The following is an 18,319-nucleotide window of genomic DNA, read 5'->3' on the forward strand; positions in this document are numbered from 1 at the left end:
GGAGGCGGGGCGGGCCCCACCCGTGGTTGCGGACGTGTTCGGACCACACCCCCGTGCCGGTCCGAACTGTCCGCCCCGCTTCACACCAGAGTCTTTGACTCAGGTGTGAAGAATAGAGGCTACGGGCGGAGCGTGCCAGCCCACGGGGGTGGGAGTGCCGATCCGTCCCGGCGACCGGACCACTACAGTGGAAGTCTCACGTTTGGCCTTGAAGGGAGCGCGGCGCGATGGGGGACGAGGACCGCGGGCCGGTCAGCCTGGCCGAAAAGCTGGACCGGCTGTTCCAGGAACGAAGTCGTGAGCGGGGCAAATCGCTGTCCGCCAACGACGTCGCCACCGAGATCAACATCAGGGCGGGCGAGCAGGTGATCTCCGGCAACTACATCTGGCAGCTGCGCAAGGGCAAGCGGGACAACCCGACCAAGCGCCACATCGAGGCGCTGGCGGAGTACTTCGGCGTGCCGGCCGCGCACTTCCACGACCAGCGGGACACGGGTCCCGGCGGCGGGTCCGCCGACCGGCCCGACCAGCCGCCGGAGCTGCTGGAGGCGATGCAGGACGCGGGCGTCATCGCGATGGCCGCGCGCTTCATGGACATGTCCGCCGAGTCCCGTACGGCCGTACTGGAGATGATCGACCGGGTGCGGAAGCTGGAAGGGCTGCCGGACGTCGGCGGTGCGACGGGCGTCCAGGGCGCCGATCCGGCCGGCAATCCGGGAGAAACCTGGCGTACCGCCCGCTGATCCATGACGCCGACCGACTTACGCCCCGCGCCGATACCGGCCGCTCCCCCGCCCGCCGCCGGGCCGGGGAACCGGGCGGCCGGGGCCGCGGCAGCCCGCGGGCCCGCACACGACCCCGCCGGGGAGGGGCCATCCCGCACTGCATGAGACTGGCACGTGTACCTTTCATGGCCGAGGCCGAAGGAGAGCACGCCATGAAGTTCACCCGGCGACCGGACCGTGTGCGGGACGGCTGTGCGGAGCGGCTGCGGGGACTGCACATTCCGCGCCCCTTCGAGCTGGGTGCCTTCCTGGACCGGCTCGCCGAACAGCGCGGCCGCCCGATCCATCTGGAACCCCAGGTCACCCCGCCCGCCGGGCCCTGCGGCCTGTGGATCGCCACCGGCCGGGCCGACTACGTCTTCTACGATGCGGCCACCACCGCGCTGCACCGCGACCACATCGTGCTGCACGAGGTCGGCCATATGCTCAGCGGCCACTCCAACCTGCTCTCCGGAGAGGTCGCGCAGACCCTGGTGCCCGACCTCGACCCCGGTTCGGTGGAATCCGTTCTGGGCCGCAGCCACTACAGCGACCAGGACGAGCAGGAAGCCGAGATGATCGCCTCGCTGATCCTGCGCCGCGCCGACCGCACCCCCGCCCGCCGACCGGCGACGTCCCAGCAGGCCGAGGTCCTCAGCCGCATGGACGACGTCTTCGGCTCCCCGAAGCGACGGTAGAACTGAAGATGGTCAACGTTCTCTTCCTGTCCATAGCGGCCGTCCTGCTGCTCGCGGCCGCCTACAAGGCACGGCCGCTGCTGCGCCGGCCGCGGCCGCGCGGCCTGGGCGCCCTGTGCGGTTTCCTGACCGGACTGGGCGCCTCTCTGGTGTTCCTGACGCCCGCGGTCGGCGACGCGCTCAGCGTCGTCCAGCCGAAGCTCGGCCGGCTGCTGGGCAACTGCAGCACGCTGGCCGCCGCCACCTGCATCTCGATCCTGCTGCTGCGCTTCAACGAGGAGCCGCCCGACGCGGACCGCAAGGCGCGCCACCGGCTCGTCACGCTGGGCGTCGTCCTGGCCGCGATGGCCGTCCTCTTCTTCTGCTCGCCGGTGGACGACGCCCCGGGCGCGCCCACCTTCGGCGAACTGCCGCGCACCGAGCCGCTGCTGAACATCTATGTGCTGGTGTTCACCGCGCACCTCGGCGCCGCGATCGTCGACCTGCTGCGCCAGTCCCTGCGCTACTCCCGGCACGCGCCGCGCACCAGCCTGCGGTACGGGCTGCGCGTCATCGCCTTCGGCTGCGCGCTGGGCATGGTCTACATCGGCTACAAGATCGTCCACGTGGTCGGGCTGTGGACCGACGCCGGCTGGCTGCCGCCCGAGCAGCTGTGCACCTCGCTGGTGACGCCCGCAACCTGCACATTCAGCGTCGGCCTGCCCGCGATCTGCAGCCTGCTGCTCGTCATCGGCGTACTGCTGCCCGCGATCGGCCCGGCGCTGGCCTGGCCCGTGCGGCGCGTTCACCTGTGGCACCTGCACCGCGGCCTGCGCCCACTGTGGGCCGCGCTGTCGGCCGCGGTGCCGGAGGTCCAGCTCACCGCCACCGACCGGCTGTACGCGGCGCCCGACGCCGAGTTCCGCCTCTACCGCCGGGTGATCGAGATACGCGACGGCATGCTGGCGCTGCGCCCGCACCGCAGCGACGAGGTGCGCCGCGCCGCCGAGGAACGGCTGCGCGCCGAGGGGGCGGACGCGCGGGAGCTGGACGCCGGGGTCGAGGCGGCGGTGCTGGCGGCGGCGCTGGAGTCGCGGCGCGGCGGACGTACGCCCGAACACGCGGTCAGCGTCGAGGACGCCTCGCTGACCCGCCCCGAGCTGACCAACCTGATCGACGAGGCCCGCTGGCTGCGCCGGGTCTCGCACGCCTTCGCGGCGTCCGGCGCGGGCCCCGCGCCGGCGCCGGAGTCCCGGCCCGCCGCAGGAATCTGAGGTCACACGTGAGCCACCCCATGGAGTCACCGGAGTTCTTCCGCGACCCGTACCCGCTGCTCGCCGCGCTGCGCGAGCGCGGGCCCGTCCAGCAGGTACGGTCCGGGCCGCACGGCGCGACCTGGCTGGTCACCGGCTGGGCGGAGGCCCGTACGGCACTGGCGGAGCCCAGGCTCTCCAAGGACACCACCCGTTATTTCGCCGACAAGCCGTCCAAGCGCAACCTGGCCCCCGCCGTCAGCGCCACCATGCTGGCCACCGACCCGCCGGACCACACCCGGCTGCGCCGACTGGCCGTCAAGGCGTTCACGCCGGCGGCGGTGGCCCGCCTGGAGCCGCGGGTGGCGGAGATCGCCGACGGCCTGCTGGACCGGATGGCCGACGGCGGCGGTTCGGCCGACCTCGTCGAGGACTTCGCCGTACCGCTGCCCATCGAGGTCATCGGCGACCTGCTCGGCGTCCCCCGCGAGGACCGCCCGGCGCTGCGCCGCTGGTCCAACGGCCTCTTCGCGGCCGGCGCCCCGGACAGCATCGACGCGGCCTCGCACGCCATCAGCGACTACATGACGGAGCTGATCGCGAAGAAGCGCGCCGAAGGTACCGGGGCCGATCTGCTCACCGAGCTGATCGCCGCGCGCGACGAGGGCGACCGGCTCAGCGAGTTCGAACTGGTCTCGCTGGCCGTCCTGCTGGTCGTCGCCGGGCACGAGACGACCACCAATCTGATCGGCAACGGCGCGCTCGCGCTCCTCCAGGACGACGCGCTCCGTACCCGCCTACGGCAGGACCCGGCGCTCATCCCGGACGCCGTGGAGGAACTGCTCCGCTACGACTCCCCGATCACCACGGCCACGTTCCGGTACGCGGCCGAACCGCTCACCCTCGGCGGCGCCGAGATCGCGGCGGGCGATGTCGTCCTGGTCTCGCCGGGCGCCGCCAACCGCGACCCGGCCCGTTTCCCCGACCCGGACACGGTCACTCCCGGCCGTTCCGCCGGCCATCTCTCCTTCGGCCACGGCCCGCACCACTGCCTGGGCGCGCCCCTGGCCCGCCTGGAAGCGCGAATCGCCTTCCGGGCCCTGCTCACCCGCTTCCCCGACCTGCGCCTGGCCGTCCCGCCCGGCGAACTCCCGTGGCGTCACACCCGCCTGATGCGCGGTCTGTCGCACCTCCCGGTCACCTGGTCCGCGCAGGTCACGGGTTGTTGAGGTAGGTGAGGACGGCGAGGACGCGGCGGTTGCCCGCCTCGTCGTCGGTGATGCCGAGCTTTCCGAACATGGACGTGGTGTATTTGCTGATGGCGCTGTCGCTGAGGAACAGCCGCTGCCCGATGGCCTGATTGGACAGTCCTTCGGCCATCAGCGCGAGTACGGCATGCTCGCGTTCGGTGAGCCCGCCGAGGCGCCGGGTCGCGGCCCCGCCGCCCAGCAGTTTGGCGATGACGGCCGGGTCCATGGCCGTACCGCCGCCGGCGACGCGTTCCAGGGCGTCGACGAACTGGTCGCCGTCGAAGACGCTCTCCTTGAGGAAGTAGCCGATGCCGCCGGCGCCGTCGGCCAGCAGTTCGCGGGCGTAGAGCTGCTCGACGTGCTGGGAGAGGATCAGGACCGGCAGGCCGGGCACCTCGGCGCGGGCGGCGAGCGCCGCGCGCAGGCCCTCGTCCGACTGGTCCGGCGGCATCCGGACATCGACGACGGAGACGTCCGGCCGCCACTTCAGCAGCGCGTCGAGCGTCTCGGGGCCGGTGGCCGCCGTCGCCACCACCTCGTGTCCGTACGCCTCGATGAGGCGCACCATCCCGTCGCGCAGGAGGTAGAGGTCTTCGGCTACAAGGATGCGCATGGCACCATCATCCTCACCCGGGTCGGGCCGCCGGCCGGGCTGGTGATCTCCACGGTGCCGTCGAAGACCGCGAGGCGGCGGCGCAGCCCCTCCAGTCCCCCGCCGGGCCGCACCTCGGCCCCGCCCCGGCCGTCGTCCTCGACCTCCACGACCAGGCCGGTGTCGTCCTGTACGAGGGAGATCCGGGCCCGGGTGGCGTGGGCGTGCTTGGCCGCGTTGGTCGCCAGTTCGGCGATGCCGAAGTACAGGGCGGACTCGATCGGCGGGTCGAAAGGCCCCCGCACATCGGCGTCCACCGTCGTTTCGAGGGGGCTGTCCAGGGCGAAGGTGCGGACGGCGTCGGCCAGCCCGCGCTCGCCCAGCACCGGCGGGTTGATGCCCCTGACCAGTTCGCGCAGCTCGGTCAGGGAAGCGGTGGCGCCGGCCCGCGCTTCCCGCAGCAGTGCCCTGGCCTGCTCCGGGTCGGTCTCCATCAGCTTCTCGGCGGTCGCCAGGGAGAGGCCGAGCCCGACCAGCCGGGCCTGCGCGCCGTCGTGGAGGTCCCGTTCGATCCGCCGGATCTCGGCGGCCTGCGCGATGGTCGTGTCCGCGCGCTGGGCGGTCAGCTCGTCCACCCGGTCCGCCAGCAGCATCGCGGGCGAGGGGCGCAGGAAGCGGACGGCCACCGGCTCGACGGGCCGCCAGGCGTACGGGGCCGAGCCGATCGCCACGGCCAGGCCGAGCACGCCGGCGAGGCGGGGGGTCAGTTCCGGCTGGCCGAGCCCGAGAACCGCCACCGCGACCCCGGCCGGCGGCACGGCCGCGACCACCCCGGCGGTGAACGGCACGATGCCCGTGAACCGCAGGTCACGCCAGGTCGCGGGGTCCGTCCACCGGTTCCGCCACCGCTGGTCCAGGAGGGCGTCGCGGCGGGTGCGCTCGTAGGAGCGGCCGTTCCACCAGTGGCCGGTGGACAGCTGCGTCACCGGCGCGGCCTGCCGGTACCCGGCGGGGACGGTGGTGGCCGTCCACTTCGCGACGAGGTGGCGGACCGTCCGGCAGACCGGGCGGGACAGGGCGAGCGTGCCCACGCAGACCAGCACCAGCGGCCCCACCCACGACCACGGATTCGCCGCGCCCCACCGGATCCCCCACGCCACGGCCGCGGCCCACACCGCCGGCACCAGCATGCTGACGGCCGTCACCGCGCAGGCCCGTACGAACCCCGCGCAGGCGTCGGACACCCACGACACCACCTGTTGCATGACTCTTTCCCTCTGATTCGAGAACCCCGTTCCGCCGATCACTGTGGCACCCGGCCGACCAGCGCTGAAGTGGGTCTGGACCCACTCTTGCGTGGGTCTGGGCCCGTACCGCGCGGCTTCGGCGCTCCTTAATTTCGACATCACGTCAGCAGGACTGCACGTCATGAAGGAGCAGAAGGATCATGAACACCGCCACCACCGCAACCACCGCCACGGCCGAGGCCGCCCCCGTCAGCCAGGCACCCGCCCGGCGGGCCCTCCGTACGGCGAAGATCTTCATCGGGGTCTACGGCGCGCTCAGCACCGCCGTCCTGCTCACGGTCGTCGTCCTCGCCGCCACCGGTCACGAGGTGACCTCGTTCATGTGGGGCCGCTCGGCGGGAGTGTTCGCGAGCGCGGTGGTGACCTACTGGCTGACCGTGCTCGCCGCGCGGGGCGCCCGCTGGGCCTACCTGCGCGTCCGTATCCTCTCGGTCGTCATGCCGGTGGCGATCGTCGCCATCGACCTGATCCCGGGCGCCCTGCCGGTGTGGTTCATCGCGATGCAGGCCGTCTGCGCCCTCGCCATCGGCGCGACGGCCTTCACCGCCAACGGGTCAGTACTGCGCGCCGCTTTCCCCAAGGGTCGCTGATCCGCCGGTCCCCAGCGCGAACCGCTCCACCGCGCGGCACACCGCGGCCGTGTGGTCGGCGAGGTAGAAGTGGCCGCCGGAGAACGTCTCCTCCTGGTACTCGGCCACGGTGTGGGCCTTCCAGGCGGCCGCCTCCTCGCGGGTCACCCGGGGGTCAGCGTCGCCGGTGAGGCACAGCAGCGGGATGTCGAGCACGGCGTCGGCCGGGGGCCGGTACGTCTCGATCACGCGGTAGTCGTTGCGGATGGCCGGGAGGATCAGCCGTACGAGATCCCGGTCGGCCAGCAGCTGCTCGGCGGTGCCGTCCAGGCGGGCGACCTCGCCGAGCAGTTCCTCGTCGGTGCCCTCGTGGAGGGCCCGCTCCGCCCGGAACATCGAGGGGGCGCGGCGCCCGGACACCACCAGCCTGCGGTCCGCGGGCCGTCCGAGGTCCGCCAGCCGCCGGGCGACCTCGAAGGCGACGGACGCGCCCATGCTGTGCCCGAAGAGCACCAGCGGGGTGGGGTCGTGGGGGCTCAGGCAGCCGACCACCTCATCGGCCAGGCCCTCGACGGAGGTGACGAAGGGGTCGTTCCACCGGTCCTGGCGTCCGGGGTACTGGATCGCCGACACGTCGAGCCGTTCGCCGAGGTGGGCGGCGAACGGCCGGTAGTACGAGGCCGATCCCCCGGCGTGCGGGAAGAAGATGAGGTGGGCGGCGGGCCGCGGCCCCCGGCGTACGTCCCGTATCCAAGCGCTCTTCCCCGTCATGTAGATGTGCTCCCGTGCTGGTGGGCCGATGGTCGGGCGTGCTCGTCCACGGCTCGCCGGGCGGTGCCGGGGCGTCCGCGGACAGGTCAAGGATGACCGGTCCGGGGCCTTTCCGGCCAGCATGAATTCGATCAAGGTCGGGAGAGCGCCGCGGCCCCCTGTGCCGCCTGCTCGGCGGCCCGCGTCCGGGCGGCGGCCGCCTTGGCGGTCTCGCCGAGCCGGTCGGCCAGGCGCGCCTGGGCCAGCCAGTTGTACGGGCACACCGGGCGCAGGCCGATGCGCTCGCTGAGCAGGGTGCGGGCCGTCCCGTCGCGCCCGGCGCGCAGCGCGGCCTCCAGGAGCGTCTTCTGTACGGCGTCCCGCTGGGCGTGGCTGCCGCCGTAGGTGTTCAGGCGGTAGCGGATGGGCGCGAGGAGGTCGACCACGTCCTCGTACCGGCCCTGTCCGTAGGCGATCAGCGCGCGGCAGACGGGCAGGCCGATGTCCGCGGTCATGGCGTGGTTGGACAGTTCGGGCGGGGTGCGGCCGAGCCACGCCGTGCGGTCCGCGACGAGGCGTTCGGCGTCGGCGACGCGGTCGGCGCCGACGTACGCCATGACGGCGTGCACGTCGTTGAAGGCGTAGTACGGCGGGTCCTGGCGCGCCGCCCAGGCGTCGGCAAGGCGCGGCCAGCGGTCGCCGGTGGCACGGTCGGCCAGCAGGAGCCGCCACAGCAGGGCCGAGGCGTCGAGGAGTTCCATCGCGAGTCCGGCGGACTCCTCGTGGTGCAGTACGGCGTCGTAGATGTCGAGCGCCCGCGCGGTGTCGCCTGCTTCGAGGGCGTAGAGGCAGTAGTGCCACCAGTTGTGGACGTTGAGGTAGTTGCCGGAGCCCCAGTCGTCGGTGCGGGCGTCCAGGAAGCGGATGCCCTCGGCGAACTGCCCCTGCATCTCATACGTGTGCACGACCGCGTGGATGCCCCACACGTCGCGGGGGTTGCGCTCGACGGCGGCCAGGCCGGTTTCCCGCGCGCGGTCGTAGTGGCCCGATTCCTCCAGGCCGAAGGCGTACATGCCCAGGATGTGGCCGTAGTGCGGGTCGTCCTCGGGCCAGGCGGTCAGCGCGCCGCCGACGCGGTCGCGCAGGCGGACGGCGTCGCCGGTGAGGAAGTCGATCTGGTGGCCGGTGGCCAGCGCGAGTTCGTCGCGCGGATGGGCGACGGTCAGCTCGCCGAGAATCCGCCCGGCCCGGTGGATGTCGCCGTCCAGCCAGGCGGTGGCGGCGGCGAGGTGCATCCGTTCGCGGGGCGTCAGCTCCTCGGTGTGTACGCCGTCAGTGAAGCGCGTGAACGCTTCCCTGGCGGCGGTGGCGTCCTTCTCCTCCGTGCCGAGCAGGCCGAGGTAGGCGGCAAGGACGTTGCCCATGACGGATTCCGGCGCGGCCGCCAGGAGGGCCTGCGAGGCGTCGGCGACCTCGCCGCGGAAGAAGAGCAGGGCGCTCATCGCGTCCTCGTAGTGGGACGCGGCGTCCGCGCCGGTCCGGGACATGGCGTGACCGTGCCGGTCACTCACCGTTCGCGGCATCATCATCGGCTCCTTGCGACACTCTGGCGTCACCCCGTCCCCCGCCTTACCGTGGCTGCGGTAGGAATTCTGTTCGATCACCTTGTCATGTCCTGGACTTGAAACCACAGACAAGAGGTGCGCCTTGTTCCTTCCCCGCAGACCGGCCCGCCCATACCGCGGCAGGGCCGGCAGGCTGGGTGTTCTCGCCCTCCTCCTCGGTGTCCTGGCCACCGTCGCCGCAGGCCCCGCGCGGGCGCTCCCCGAGGCCGCGCCCGCGGTACGGGCTCCGCTCGTGCAGCCCGTCGACCCGCAGAACTGGCGCAATCCCGACGACATGACCTGGGCCGAGCACCGCGCGGTCCCGGGCACCAACTGGGCCGACCCGGCCGTCAAGCCCACCAAGCGCATGTTCAAGGGCGCGCTCGTCCTGCTGGACTACCCGGACGAGGACTTCAGCGTCACCCGGCCCGCCGGATCGACCGTCTTCGGCAACCCGCAGCCCAGCGCCCACGACATCCCGCGCGCGCAGGTACCCGCGTTCTACCGGGACTTCCTCAACAAGCCCGGCAAGCTCAACCACGGCCACACCATCAACGAGTACTGGATGGAGGACTCCGGCGGCCGGCTCGGCGTCGAGCTGACCGCGTTCGGCGTCTACCGGATGCCGTACAAGTCGTACCAGTACGGCATCGAGCCCTCGATGAACCCCGGCGCCTGCCCCGTCGGCGACAGCTGCGGCAAGAACATCCGCACGGACGGCAAGGCCGCGTGGATCGCCGACGTGGGCAGCGCGGAGACCAAGAAGTACGACTTCGTCTTCTACCTGACGGCGGGCCAGGACGAGTCCGCCGCCTGGCAGGAGTTCGGGCAGATGAGGTTCGCCTCGCCGCAGGACGTGCCGGCGGCGTTCGGGCCGCCCTCCCCCATCCAGGGCGGCGGCAACGCGGCCCGTACCCGCTACGTGCCGTGGACCTCCTGGAAGGCCGCCGCCCGCATCTGGCCCAACGCCGAGACCGGCTCCTCCACCCAGGCCGAGAGCTCCGGCATGGCCGTGTACGCGCATGAGTTCAGCCACATCCTGGGCATCGCGGACAACTACAACAACCCGTACGGCACCCCGCTGCGCCGCGCCTACACCGGCATCTGGAGCATGCTCTCGCGCGGCTCCTTCAACGGGCCGGGCGGACCGCACACCCGCTGGCAGATTCCGGCCGCCAACGGGGCCTCGATGGGCTCGCAGCACGTCCTGCGCGACAAACTCAAGCTCGGCATCGTGGACGAGAAGAACGTGCTGCGCCTGGACCGCGACGCCCTGAAGACGTCCGGGGTCGCCGTCGCCCGGGTCACCGCACGCTCCGCGCCGCCCGGTGACAAGGGCCTGTCCGGCGTGAACATCACCATGGGCCGGGACCTGGCACCGCCCTGCTCCACCGGGACCGACCCGCTGTGCGACGGCGGCGGCTACGACAACTACACCGTCGAGGTCGTCGACCGGATGGGCATGGACTCCTTCACCCCGGACCACGGGGTACTGCTCAGCAAGACCAAGAACGAGGACCGGGCGCCGTTCGCCTGGGTGATCGACGCCCATCCGGAGGACATCCGCATGGTGGACTTCCGGCGCCCCGACGGCACCCCGCAGATGATCACCATGGGCGACTACCGGCAGCTCAGCGACGCGCTGTTCCACGCGGGCGCGGACTCCGGCAGCCAGTACGAGTACATCGACCGGGCCAACCGGCTGCACTTCTACGTCCTGAACATCCAGCGGGACAAGAAGGGCGTTCTCAGCTACACCGTCGCCGTACGGTCCCTGGACGGCGCGGGCCCGCAGCGCCGCGGCGTGAAACTGCGCCAGGGCACCGCGTTCGGCGCGCCCGCCAAGGGCCGGGCCGTGTGCTCCTTCCCGCTGACCAACACCGGACGGCCGGGCAAGGGCGGCGCACACCTGGACTCGGACGTGTACCGGCTGACGGCCACCGCCGCCGGGCGCGGCTGGTCCGCGTGGCTGCCGAACCGCCTGGCCACCGCCAAGGCCGGGAGCACGGTGAGCGTCCCGGTGGCGGTCACGGCGGAGCCGGGTGCCGCCCAGCGCGGCCGGGTCGTCCTGAAGGCCCGCTCCGAGAGCGATCCGCGCAAGTCCGTACGGGCCACCTGCACGCTCGGCCGCTGACCGGGTGTACGGGCCGTGCCGCTCACCCCGGGTGAGCGGCACGGAGGCCGGCGTCCCGGTCAGCTGGCGCGGGCGGCCGGCACACCCGGCCGGACCCCGGTGCCGCCCGGGTACCCGGCGCGCGCCTTGGCCTCGGCCGCGTAGGTGTCCACGTACTCCTGCTCGGACAGTTTCAGGATCGCGTACATGATCTCGTCGGTGACCGCGCGCAGCACCAGCCGCTGGTCGGCCAGCCCGGCGTAGCGGGAGAAGTCCAGCGGTTCCCCGAAGCGGATGGTGATCGGGACGACACGCGGCAGCCGGCGGCCGGCCGGCTGGGCCTCGAACGTCCCGATCATCGCGCACGGGATCACCGGCGCGCCGGTCCGCAGCGCCATCTCCGCAACGCCCGTCCGGCCCTTGTACATCCGGCCGTCGTGCGAGCGGGTGCCCTCCGGGTAGATGCCGAGGAGTTCACCGCGGGCGAGCACCTTGACCCCCTCCTCGACGGCGGCCTGTCCGGCGCCGCGCCCCGAACGGTCCACCGGGATCTGCCCGCAGCCCCGGAAGAAGGCCGCCGTCAGCCGTCCCTTGAGCCCCCGCCCCGTGAAGTACTCCTGCTTGCACAGGAACGTGATCCGGCGCCTGACGGTCGCCGGCATCAGGAAGCTGTCGCAGAAGGAGAGGTGGTTGCCCGCGATGACGGCCGCGCCCGTCTCCGGCAGGTGTTCCAGCCCTTCGACGCGGGGGCGGAACAGGCACCGCAGCAGCGGCACGAGGACGATGGATTTGAACAAGTAATAGAACATGTAACTGATCCCCTCCCCAGAGTGATCCCCCCGCGTCGGGGGACGGTAGTGCCGCTCCGGGGCAGGAGGGAGAGGGCCTATTGAGCCACCGTCATATCGGGGCCCGGAGGCGATGGATCACGCCACGCCCGGGGAGCGCGGTCACCGGTTCGCCGGTGTCTCGTCGGCGAACACCTTGGTCACGATGCGCCCGTCCTCGGTCAGGTAGCCGTGCAGCATGCCCTCGCTGCTGTGCGGGGCGTCGAACACGCCCTGCGCGTTCAGCGCGATCACCCCGCCCGTGCCGCCCAGCTTCGGCAGCCGCTCGACCAGCACCTCGTACGCGGCGGTGGCCAGGTCCCGCCCGCCGAACTCGATCAGGTTGGAGAGGGTGACGGTGGCGGCGCCCCGGAGGAACACCTCGCCCGCCCCGGTGGCGCTGGCCGCGACGGTGGCGTTCTTGGCGTAGGTGCCCGCGCCGACGACGGGCGAGTCGCCGACCCGGCCCGCCATCTTGTTGGTCAGACCGCCGGTGGAGGTGGCCGCCGCCAGGTTCCGCTTCCCGTCCACGGCCACCGCGCCCACCGTGCCCTGGGTCAGCGTCTCGCCGGAGCCCTTCGTCCGGCCCTTGGCCTTCATCAGCTCCTGCCAGCGCTTCTCGGTCCAGTAGTAGTCCTGGGTCACGGTCGGCAGGCCGCTGCGGGCCGCGAAGTCGTCGGCTCCCTGGCCCGCCAGCAGGACGTGCTTGGTCCTCTCCATCACCAGCCGCGCGGCGGAGACGGGGTTGCGGACATGGCGTACGCCCGCCACGGCGCCCGCGGCCAGGTCCGAGCCGCGCATGACCGACGCGTCCAGTTCGTGGCCCGCGTCCTCGTTGAACACTGCGCCCTTGCCCGCGTTGAACAGCGGGTTGTCCTCCAGCCTGCGGACCGCGGCCTCGGTCGCCGCGACGCTGCTGCCGCCCTTGGCCAGAATTTTCTGTCCGGCGCGCAGCGCCTCGGCCAGTCCGTCGCGGTACGCCTTCTCCTGGGCCGGGGTGGTGTCCTCGCGCTTCAGCGCGGTGCCCGCGCCGCCGTGCACGGCGATGACGACGTGCCGGGCGTCGGGCCGCGGCTTCCCCTCGGCCTGCGCCGCCCCCGGTTCCGCCGCGGTCCCCGGGCGGTCCGCCGAAACCGCGCTGCCGGGCACCACCGCCAGCAGCGCGGCCACGGACAGAGCCCCGGCCGCCATACCCATCAGCCGCCGTGCCGAGTTCCTGGTCATGGGCTCACTCCCTTGGAAGAGGAGGACCGCCCGCCCCGCGAACGGGGCGGGCGGCCACGTCATGCCGTACGGATCGCCGGATCGCTCACGCCCTCGGCGCCGGTCTCCACATGACCGGCGAACCGGCGCAGGAAGGTCTTGTCCGCGTCGCAGACCACGGACACGTCGTACCACCGCTTGCCCGCCGCCAGATCCACGGTGTGCGTCACCCGCTGCCCGGGCCGCACGGTGATCTTGCGGGAGGCGCCGCCGTAGGCGTTGGCGACGGTGAGCCTGCGGGCGCCGTCGCCCGCGTTGGTCAGCGTCAAGTCGAGATTCCCGGTGGCCTTGTTGTGGCGCGCGGTCACCTCGGGGCCCGCGGTTTTGCCCGGCCCTCTGAAGGTGCGCAGGAAGCCGTTCGGCCCGAACACCGACAGGTCGTACGTGCCCTTCGAGTACGCCGTGTTCCAGCTGTCCGCGATCTTCTTGCCGCGTTCGGTGGTGTACGTCCACGGGCCGTCGCCGCGGTTCGGCGCGGTGACGTAGAACTGTGCACCGGCGTCGGCGCCGCCGCTGAACGTCAGCCGGTACGTGCCGGCCGCGATGTCGGCGGCCCCGTCCACGTACGGCGCGTACCGCAGCGGGCGGGTGGGCCGCGAGCCCCGCTCCTGCCTGGGCAGGCTGCCCTGCGCGGGGGGCACGGGGTGGAAGTCGGCAGGCTTGGGCTTGGTCGGCGCATAGCCGCCGGTGTCCGGCAGGGTGCCCGGCTTCCCCGTACGGCTGAAGTCGAAGGCCGAGGTCAGATCGCCGCAGACGGCGCGCCGCCAGGGCGAGATGTGCGGTTCGGTCACGCCGAAGCGGCGCTCCATGAAGCGGATGACCGAGGTGTGGTCGAAGGTCTCGGAGCAGACGTAGCCGCCGGTGCTCCAGGGGGAGACGACGAGCATCGGCACCCGCTGGCCGAGACCGTAGGTCCCGGCCTGGTAACCGCCGCCGCCCTTGTAGTGGTCCGGTCCGGTGGCGACGGTGGACAGGCCCTGGTCGGCGTCGGCCGGCGGGTACGGCGGTACGACGTGGTCGAAGAAGCCGTCGTTCTCGTCGTAGGTGATGAACAGCGCCGTCTTGCTCCACACCTTCGGGTCGGAGGTCAGCACGTCCAGCACCTTGGAGATGTACCAGGCGCCGTAGTTGGCGGGCCAGCTCGGGTGCTCGGTGTACGCCTCGGGGCAGGCGATCCAGGAGATCTTCGGCAGCTTGCCGTTCTTCACGTCCGCGCGCAGGTCGTCGAGGAGCTGCCCGCCGCCCTTCACGTTCGAGCCCCGCCGGGCCTTCTCGTACAGCGGGTCGCCCGGCTTGGCGTTGCGGAAGCTGTTGAAGTACAGCAGCGAGTTGTCGCCGTAGTTGCCGCGGTACGGATCGTTCTTGAGCCAGCCCCAGTGGCCGGCCGCGTCCAGGCCGTCGCCGATGTCCTGGTAGATCTTCCAGGAGACGCCCTTGGCCTCCAGCCGCTCGGGGTACGTCGTCCAGCTGTAGCCCTTCTCGTCGTTGCCGAGGACCGGGCCGCTGGGGTCGCCGACGCCCTTGCCGTCGTTGCCCGTGTAACCGGTCCACAGGTAGTAGCGGTTCGGGTCGGTGGAGCCGATGAAGGAGCAGTGGTAGGCGTCGCAGACGGTGAAGGTGTCGGCGAGCGCGAAGTGGAACGGGATGTCCTTGCGCGCCAGGTGCGCCATCGTCGTGGCGGTCTTGGCGGGTATCCACTGGTCGTAGCGGCCGTCGGCGAACGCCCGGTGGCTGCCGGTCCAGTCGTGGTTGAGGTCCTCGATGAAGACCAGGCCCAGGTCGTCGTCCTCGACCTGCGGCCGGAACGGCAGCACTTCCCTGCCCTTGCCGTCCGCCTGGTGCCACACCGGTTTGCCGCTCGGCAGCGTCACCGGCCGCGGGTCGCCGAAGCCCCGTACGCCGCGCAAGGTGCCGAAGTAGTGGTCGAAGGACCGGTTCTCCTGCATCAGCACGACGATGTGCTCGACGTCCTCGATGCTGCCGGTGCGGCGGTGCGCGGGAATCGCGGCGGCGCGGGCGATGCTCTCGGACAGCACGGAGAACGCGGCGGCCCCGCCGGAGAGTTGCAGGAACCGCCGCCGGTTGAGTTCGGGCATGGCTGAAATGACCCCTTGGGTGAGAGACAACGGGCGCGACTGGAGTGTTCCAAGAGGAACGAGGCCGTGGGAAGACGTCGTGACACAGGGGTGAAAAGTCGCAAGACAGGACGTGAACACGCGGAACGCGGCGCTCCGTTCCGTCCGGTGCCGGGCATACCGTGCCGCCGTCGCCCATACCGCCCCGACCCCGTACCGGCCGGACAGGTGGCGACGTGTCCGGCCGAAACCCTTCCGGACGGCCCGCTTCCGCACCCCGGGCATATGCCAATTGCATACCGGCTATTTTCCGTCGCCGGCCAATGGCCCGATTTCACCGCCAATGTCGTGCACGGCGCCGAAGCGGAATCAGGTAATTCCGATCACCAGTTTCGAACGGACCAGCCGCTGAGTAGGGTGTGGCACTGCCGGTGGAACTGGGGGAACAGTGCGTACCGGTTGATTTCGGCATGGCTGAAAATGCGCCGGTGGCCGACCTCACCGGGCGAAACGGCAGGAGCGGCAGGAGACCATGACCGCTGGGTTATTCGAGGGGCAGTACGTGTGGCATCCGGCAGCCGACGACGTCCAGCTCGCGCGGGCATGCGTGGACATACGGGCGGGCCGCTACTTCAGCGCGCGCGAAATCCTGCGGGAAGCGCGCGGGGACCACGGCGTACGGGCCCACCGCTCCCTGGTGCTGGCCTCGGAAGCGGCCGACTCCGACCTGGCGGAACGCTGGCTGGCCGAGGAGCCCGGCCGCGAAGCAGCTCTGTTGTGGGCGCGGGTGGCGGTGCTGCGCGCGGTCCGCGCGGCCGACGGCGGTGACCAGCGGGCCGAGACCCTCGGCCGGATCGCGGTGGCCGCCTGCGACCGGGCGGCCGAAGCGGCCCCCGACGACCCCACCCCCTGGTCGGCCCGGCTGACCCTGGCACGCCTGCAACAGCCCCGCGACCCCGCCCCGCAGGGGCTGCTGACCGCGCCGCCCGGCCCCTGGAAGCTCTTCTCCCACATCCTGCGGCTCGACCCCTGGAACCGCGAGGGCCACCACCGCTTCCTGTCGTTCTTCTTCCCGCGGTACGGCGGCGAGGCGAACGCGGCCTGGGACGTCGCCGCGTTCCTCAGCCAGCGCGCGCCGGTCTCCTCGCCGCTGCGACTGCTGCCGCTGGTGGCCCTGGTCGACGGCTACAACCCGGACTCTCCCCTGGCGGAACGCACCTGGGAACAGCCGCAGTGGAAGGCCACCGCCCTGGGCATCTACCGCAACTGGCTGCCGCACGTCGCCGGTTACCGCTTCACGCCGGTGCTGGACCTGGCCTACCTGGCGCACGCGCTCCACATGGCGCAGTGCTCGTTCGAGGCCCGGGCGGTCTTCACGGCCATGGGCCCGTACGCCTCCCGTATGCCGTGGAGTGTGTTCGGCGACCCCGCGGAGCAGCTCAACAAGGCGAGACGCGCGTGTGGTCTCCCGGTGCCCGATGCTGCCTGAGCCACCGCCCGAAGCCTCCGCCGCCCGGCCGGACCGGTCCCGCGGGCCACCGGGGCCGGTCACCGCCGTCCACCGCTCACCTCCCCGATCCCCCGATCCCCGGGCCCGCCGGAGGGGCCTTCGCGCGCCCCGGCCCGCCCCCGAAGACAGGTGCCGACACCGCGTATCGACGCTCCGCGCCGATGTCTTCCTGTCCCCGCCAGAAAGGTTGCGGTTGTGTCCGATCCCGTGTCCCCCGCCCGTACGAGAACCCGCCGCGCCGTGGAACCCGTCACCCTGGACGACGACGCGACGCTGCACGCCATGGGCTATCCGCGGAAACTGACCCGGCGGTTCCGCGCGTTCGACAATTTCGCGATCTCCTTCACCATCATCAACATCATTTCCGGGATCTTCTCCTCCTTCGGGTTCGGGATGAACGCCGGCGGACCGGTGATCCTGGTCTTCGGCTGGATAGCCGTGGCCGCCATGGTGCTGTTCGTCGGCGCCTCGATGGCCGAGATCGCCTCCGCCTACCCGACCAGCGGGGCGCTGTACTTCTCCGCCGGGAAGCTGGCCAAGCGGCACCGGGGCGCCTGGTCCTGGTACACGGGCTGGCTGAACTTCGCCGGGCAGGTCGGCGGCACCGCCGCCACCGGATACGCCGCGGCCACCTTCATCCAGGCGTTCATCGCCATGCAGTGGCCGTCCTACGAGGCCACCCCGCAACGCGCGGTGCTGATCACCGCGGTGATCCTGCTCGTCCAGGCACTCGCCAACACCTTTACGGTGCAGCTGGTCGCGGTGCTGAACCGGATCTCCGTCTGGTGGCTGCTGATCGGCCTGGTGGTGATCGTCGTCGCGCTGATCGCGCTGCCCTCGCACCACCAGGACCCGTCGTTCGTGACGCACTTCGTCAACAACACCGGGTTCAGCAACGGACTGTACGGCGCCCTGCTCGGGCTGCTCGTCACCAGCTGGACGTTCACCGGGTTCGACGGCAGCTTCCACATGTCCGAGGAGACGGTGCAGGCCACCGTCAACGCGCCCCGGGGCATCATGCGCGCCATCGGCTACTCCGCGGTCGCCGGCCTGGTCCTGATGCTCGCGCTGGTCTTCGCGATCCGCGACTACGCGGGCGCTGCGGGCGCCGAGGCGCCGCCGGTGCAGATCCTCATCGACGCGCTCGGCACGGGCACCGCCAAGTTCCTGCTGCTGATCGTGATCGGCGCGATGCTCTTCTGCGGCCTGGCCAACATGACCAGCAACACCCGGCAGATCTTCGCCTTCTCGCGGGACGGCGCGATGCCCGGCTCCCGCTGGTGGCACTCCGTCTCCTCGCGCACCCGCACGCCCGTCAAGGCGGTCTGGCTGGCCGCGGCCTGCTCGCTGGTCCTGGTCATCCCCGGCTGGTGGTCGCACACCGCGTTCACCGCCGTCGTCAGCATCAACGTCGTGGGGCTCTTCCTCGCCTACGCGGTGCCGATCTTCCTGCGGCTGCGGCTGGACACCTTCCAGCCCGGTCCGTGGAACCTGGGGCGCTACGGCAAGCTCGTCGCCGCGGTCGCGGTGGCGTGGATCCTCATCAGCAGCGTGCTGTTCATGCTGCCGCAGGCGTCGCCGATCACCGCCGGGTCGTTCAACTACGCGCCGATCGCGCTGGGCGTGGTGCTGATCATCGCTACGGTGTGGTGGTTCGCCACCGCGCGGCGGCGTTTCCAGGGACCGGTCAGCTACGGCCGTCCCGACGAAGTGGCGGCCATGGACCTGATCTGACGGCCCGCCACCGCCGTACGGGCCGAACGGC

Annotated in this window: 15 protein-coding genes; 8 read left to right on the top strand and 7 right to left on the bottom strand. The window is 71.8% G+C overall.

Annotated features, from left to right (window positions below):
• Positions 1–227: 227 nt before the first annotated feature.
• From ADK86_RS17045 to ADK86_RS17060, 4 genes are all read left to right on the top strand, one after another.
• A complete protein-coding gene (locus tag ADK86_RS17045; protein WP_053697340.1) occupies positions 228–743 on the top strand; it encodes a helix-turn-helix domain-containing protein in 516 nt (171 codons plus the stop codon).
• A 194-nt stretch (positions 744–937) separates the two neighbouring features.
• Entirely contained in the window at positions 938–1,462 is a 525-nt protein-coding gene (locus ADK86_RS17050; RefSeq protein WP_063789018.1) for a hypothetical protein, read from the top strand.
• Positions 1,463–1,470: 8 nt separating this feature from the next.
• Entirely contained in the window at positions 1,471–2,715 is a 1,245-nt protein-coding gene (locus tag ADK86_RS17055; RefSeq protein ID WP_053697341.1) for an MAB_1171c family putative transporter, read from the top strand.
• Between the two features lie 8 nt (positions 2,716–2,723).
• On the top strand, positions 2,724–3,923 hold the full coding sequence (locus ADK86_RS17060; RefSeq protein ID WP_053697342.1) for a cytochrome P450 family protein: 1,200 nt from the start codon (positions 2,724–2,726) through the stop codon (positions 3,921–3,923).
• Here the strand turns inward: ADK86_RS17060 and ADK86_RS17065 are convergent.
• Both ADK86_RS17065 and ADK86_RS17070 read right to left on the bottom strand, forming a co-directional pair.
• Positions 3,910–4,557, bottom strand: a complete 648-nt coding sequence (locus tag ADK86_RS17065) for a response regulator transcription factor (protein WP_003980902.1) — start codon at positions 4,555–4,557, stop codon at positions 3,910–3,912. The two genes, ADK86_RS17060 and ADK86_RS17065, sit on opposite strands and share 14 nt — an antisense overlap.
• On the bottom strand, positions 4,542–5,801 hold the full coding sequence (locus ADK86_RS17070; protein WP_053697343.1) for a sensor histidine kinase: 1,260 nt from the start codon (positions 5,799–5,801) through the stop codon (positions 4,542–4,544). The genes ADK86_RS17065 and ADK86_RS17070 overlap by 16 nt, the downstream gene beginning before the upstream one ends.
• A 182-nt stretch (positions 5,802–5,983) precedes the next feature.
• On the opposite strand from ADK86_RS17070, the gene ADK86_RS17075 reads away from it, so the two are divergent.
• Positions 5,984–6,433, top strand: coding sequence for a hypothetical protein (locus ADK86_RS17075; protein WP_053697344.1), 450 nt, complete (start codon positions 5,984–5,986; stop codon positions 6,431–6,433).
• Here the strand turns inward: ADK86_RS17075 and ADK86_RS17080 are convergent.
• A complete protein-coding gene (locus ADK86_RS17080) occupies positions 6,398–7,183 on the bottom strand; it encodes a thioesterase II family protein (RefSeq protein WP_063789019.1) in 786 nt (261 codons plus the stop codon). The two genes, ADK86_RS17075 and ADK86_RS17080, sit on opposite strands and share 36 nt — an antisense overlap.
• 131 nt (positions 7,184–7,314) lie before the next feature.
• Positions 7,315–8,709, bottom strand: a complete 1,395-nt coding sequence (locus tag ADK86_RS17085) for a tetratricopeptide repeat protein (protein WP_234345899.1) — start codon at positions 8,707–8,709, stop codon at positions 7,315–7,317.
• A gap of 160 nt (positions 8,710–8,869) precedes the next feature.
• Between ADK86_RS17085 and ADK86_RS17090 the strand changes: the two genes are divergently transcribed.
• A complete protein-coding gene (locus ADK86_RS17090; RefSeq protein WP_053697346.1) occupies positions 8,870–10,900 on the top strand; it encodes a M6 family metalloprotease domain-containing protein in 2,031 nt (676 codons plus the stop codon).
• A gap of 59 nt (positions 10,901–10,959) precedes the next feature.
• On the opposite strand, the gene ADK86_RS17095 is transcribed toward ADK86_RS17090, so the two are convergent.
• The 3 genes from ADK86_RS17095 to ADK86_RS17105 all read right to left on the bottom strand — a co-directional run bounded on the left by ADK86_RS17095 (position 10,960) and on the right by ADK86_RS17105 (position 15,065).
• A complete protein-coding gene (locus ADK86_RS17095) occupies positions 10,960–11,688 on the bottom strand; it encodes a lysophospholipid acyltransferase family protein (protein WP_053697347.1) in 729 nt (242 codons plus the stop codon).
• Positions 11,689–11,829: 141 nt separating this feature from the next.
• Positions 11,830–12,930 (bottom strand): isoaspartyl peptidase/L-asparaginase family protein, encoded by a 1,101-nt coding sequence (locus ADK86_RS17100; protein ID WP_053697348.1) that lies wholly within the window; start codon positions 12,928–12,930, stop codon positions 11,830–11,832.
• Between the two features lie 59 nt (positions 12,931–12,989).
• Complete coding sequence (locus ADK86_RS17105; protein WP_053697349.1) at positions 12,990–15,065, bottom strand: phosphocholine-specific phospholipase C; 2,076 nt, start codon at positions 15,063–15,065, stop codon at positions 12,990–12,992.
• Positions 15,066–15,576: 511 nt separating this feature from the next.
• Here ADK86_RS17105 and ADK86_RS17110 point away from each other — a divergent pair.
• Both ADK86_RS17110 and ADK86_RS17115 read left to right on the top strand, forming a co-directional pair.
• A complete protein-coding gene (locus ADK86_RS17110; protein ID WP_199834422.1) occupies positions 15,577–16,533 on the top strand; it encodes a hypothetical protein in 957 nt (318 codons plus the stop codon).
• Between the two features lie 303 nt (positions 16,534–16,836).
• Positions 16,837–18,288, top strand: coding sequence for an amino acid permease (locus tag ADK86_RS17115; RefSeq protein WP_053697355.1), 1,452 nt, complete (start codon positions 16,837–16,839; stop codon positions 18,286–18,288).
• Positions 18,289–18,319: the final 31 nt, after the last annotated feature.

It is taken from the genome of Streptomyces sp. NRRL F-5755, assembly GCF_001279365.1.
Lineage (GTDB): Bacteria > Actinomycetota > Actinomycetes > Streptomycetales > Streptomycetaceae > Streptomyces > Streptomyces rimosus.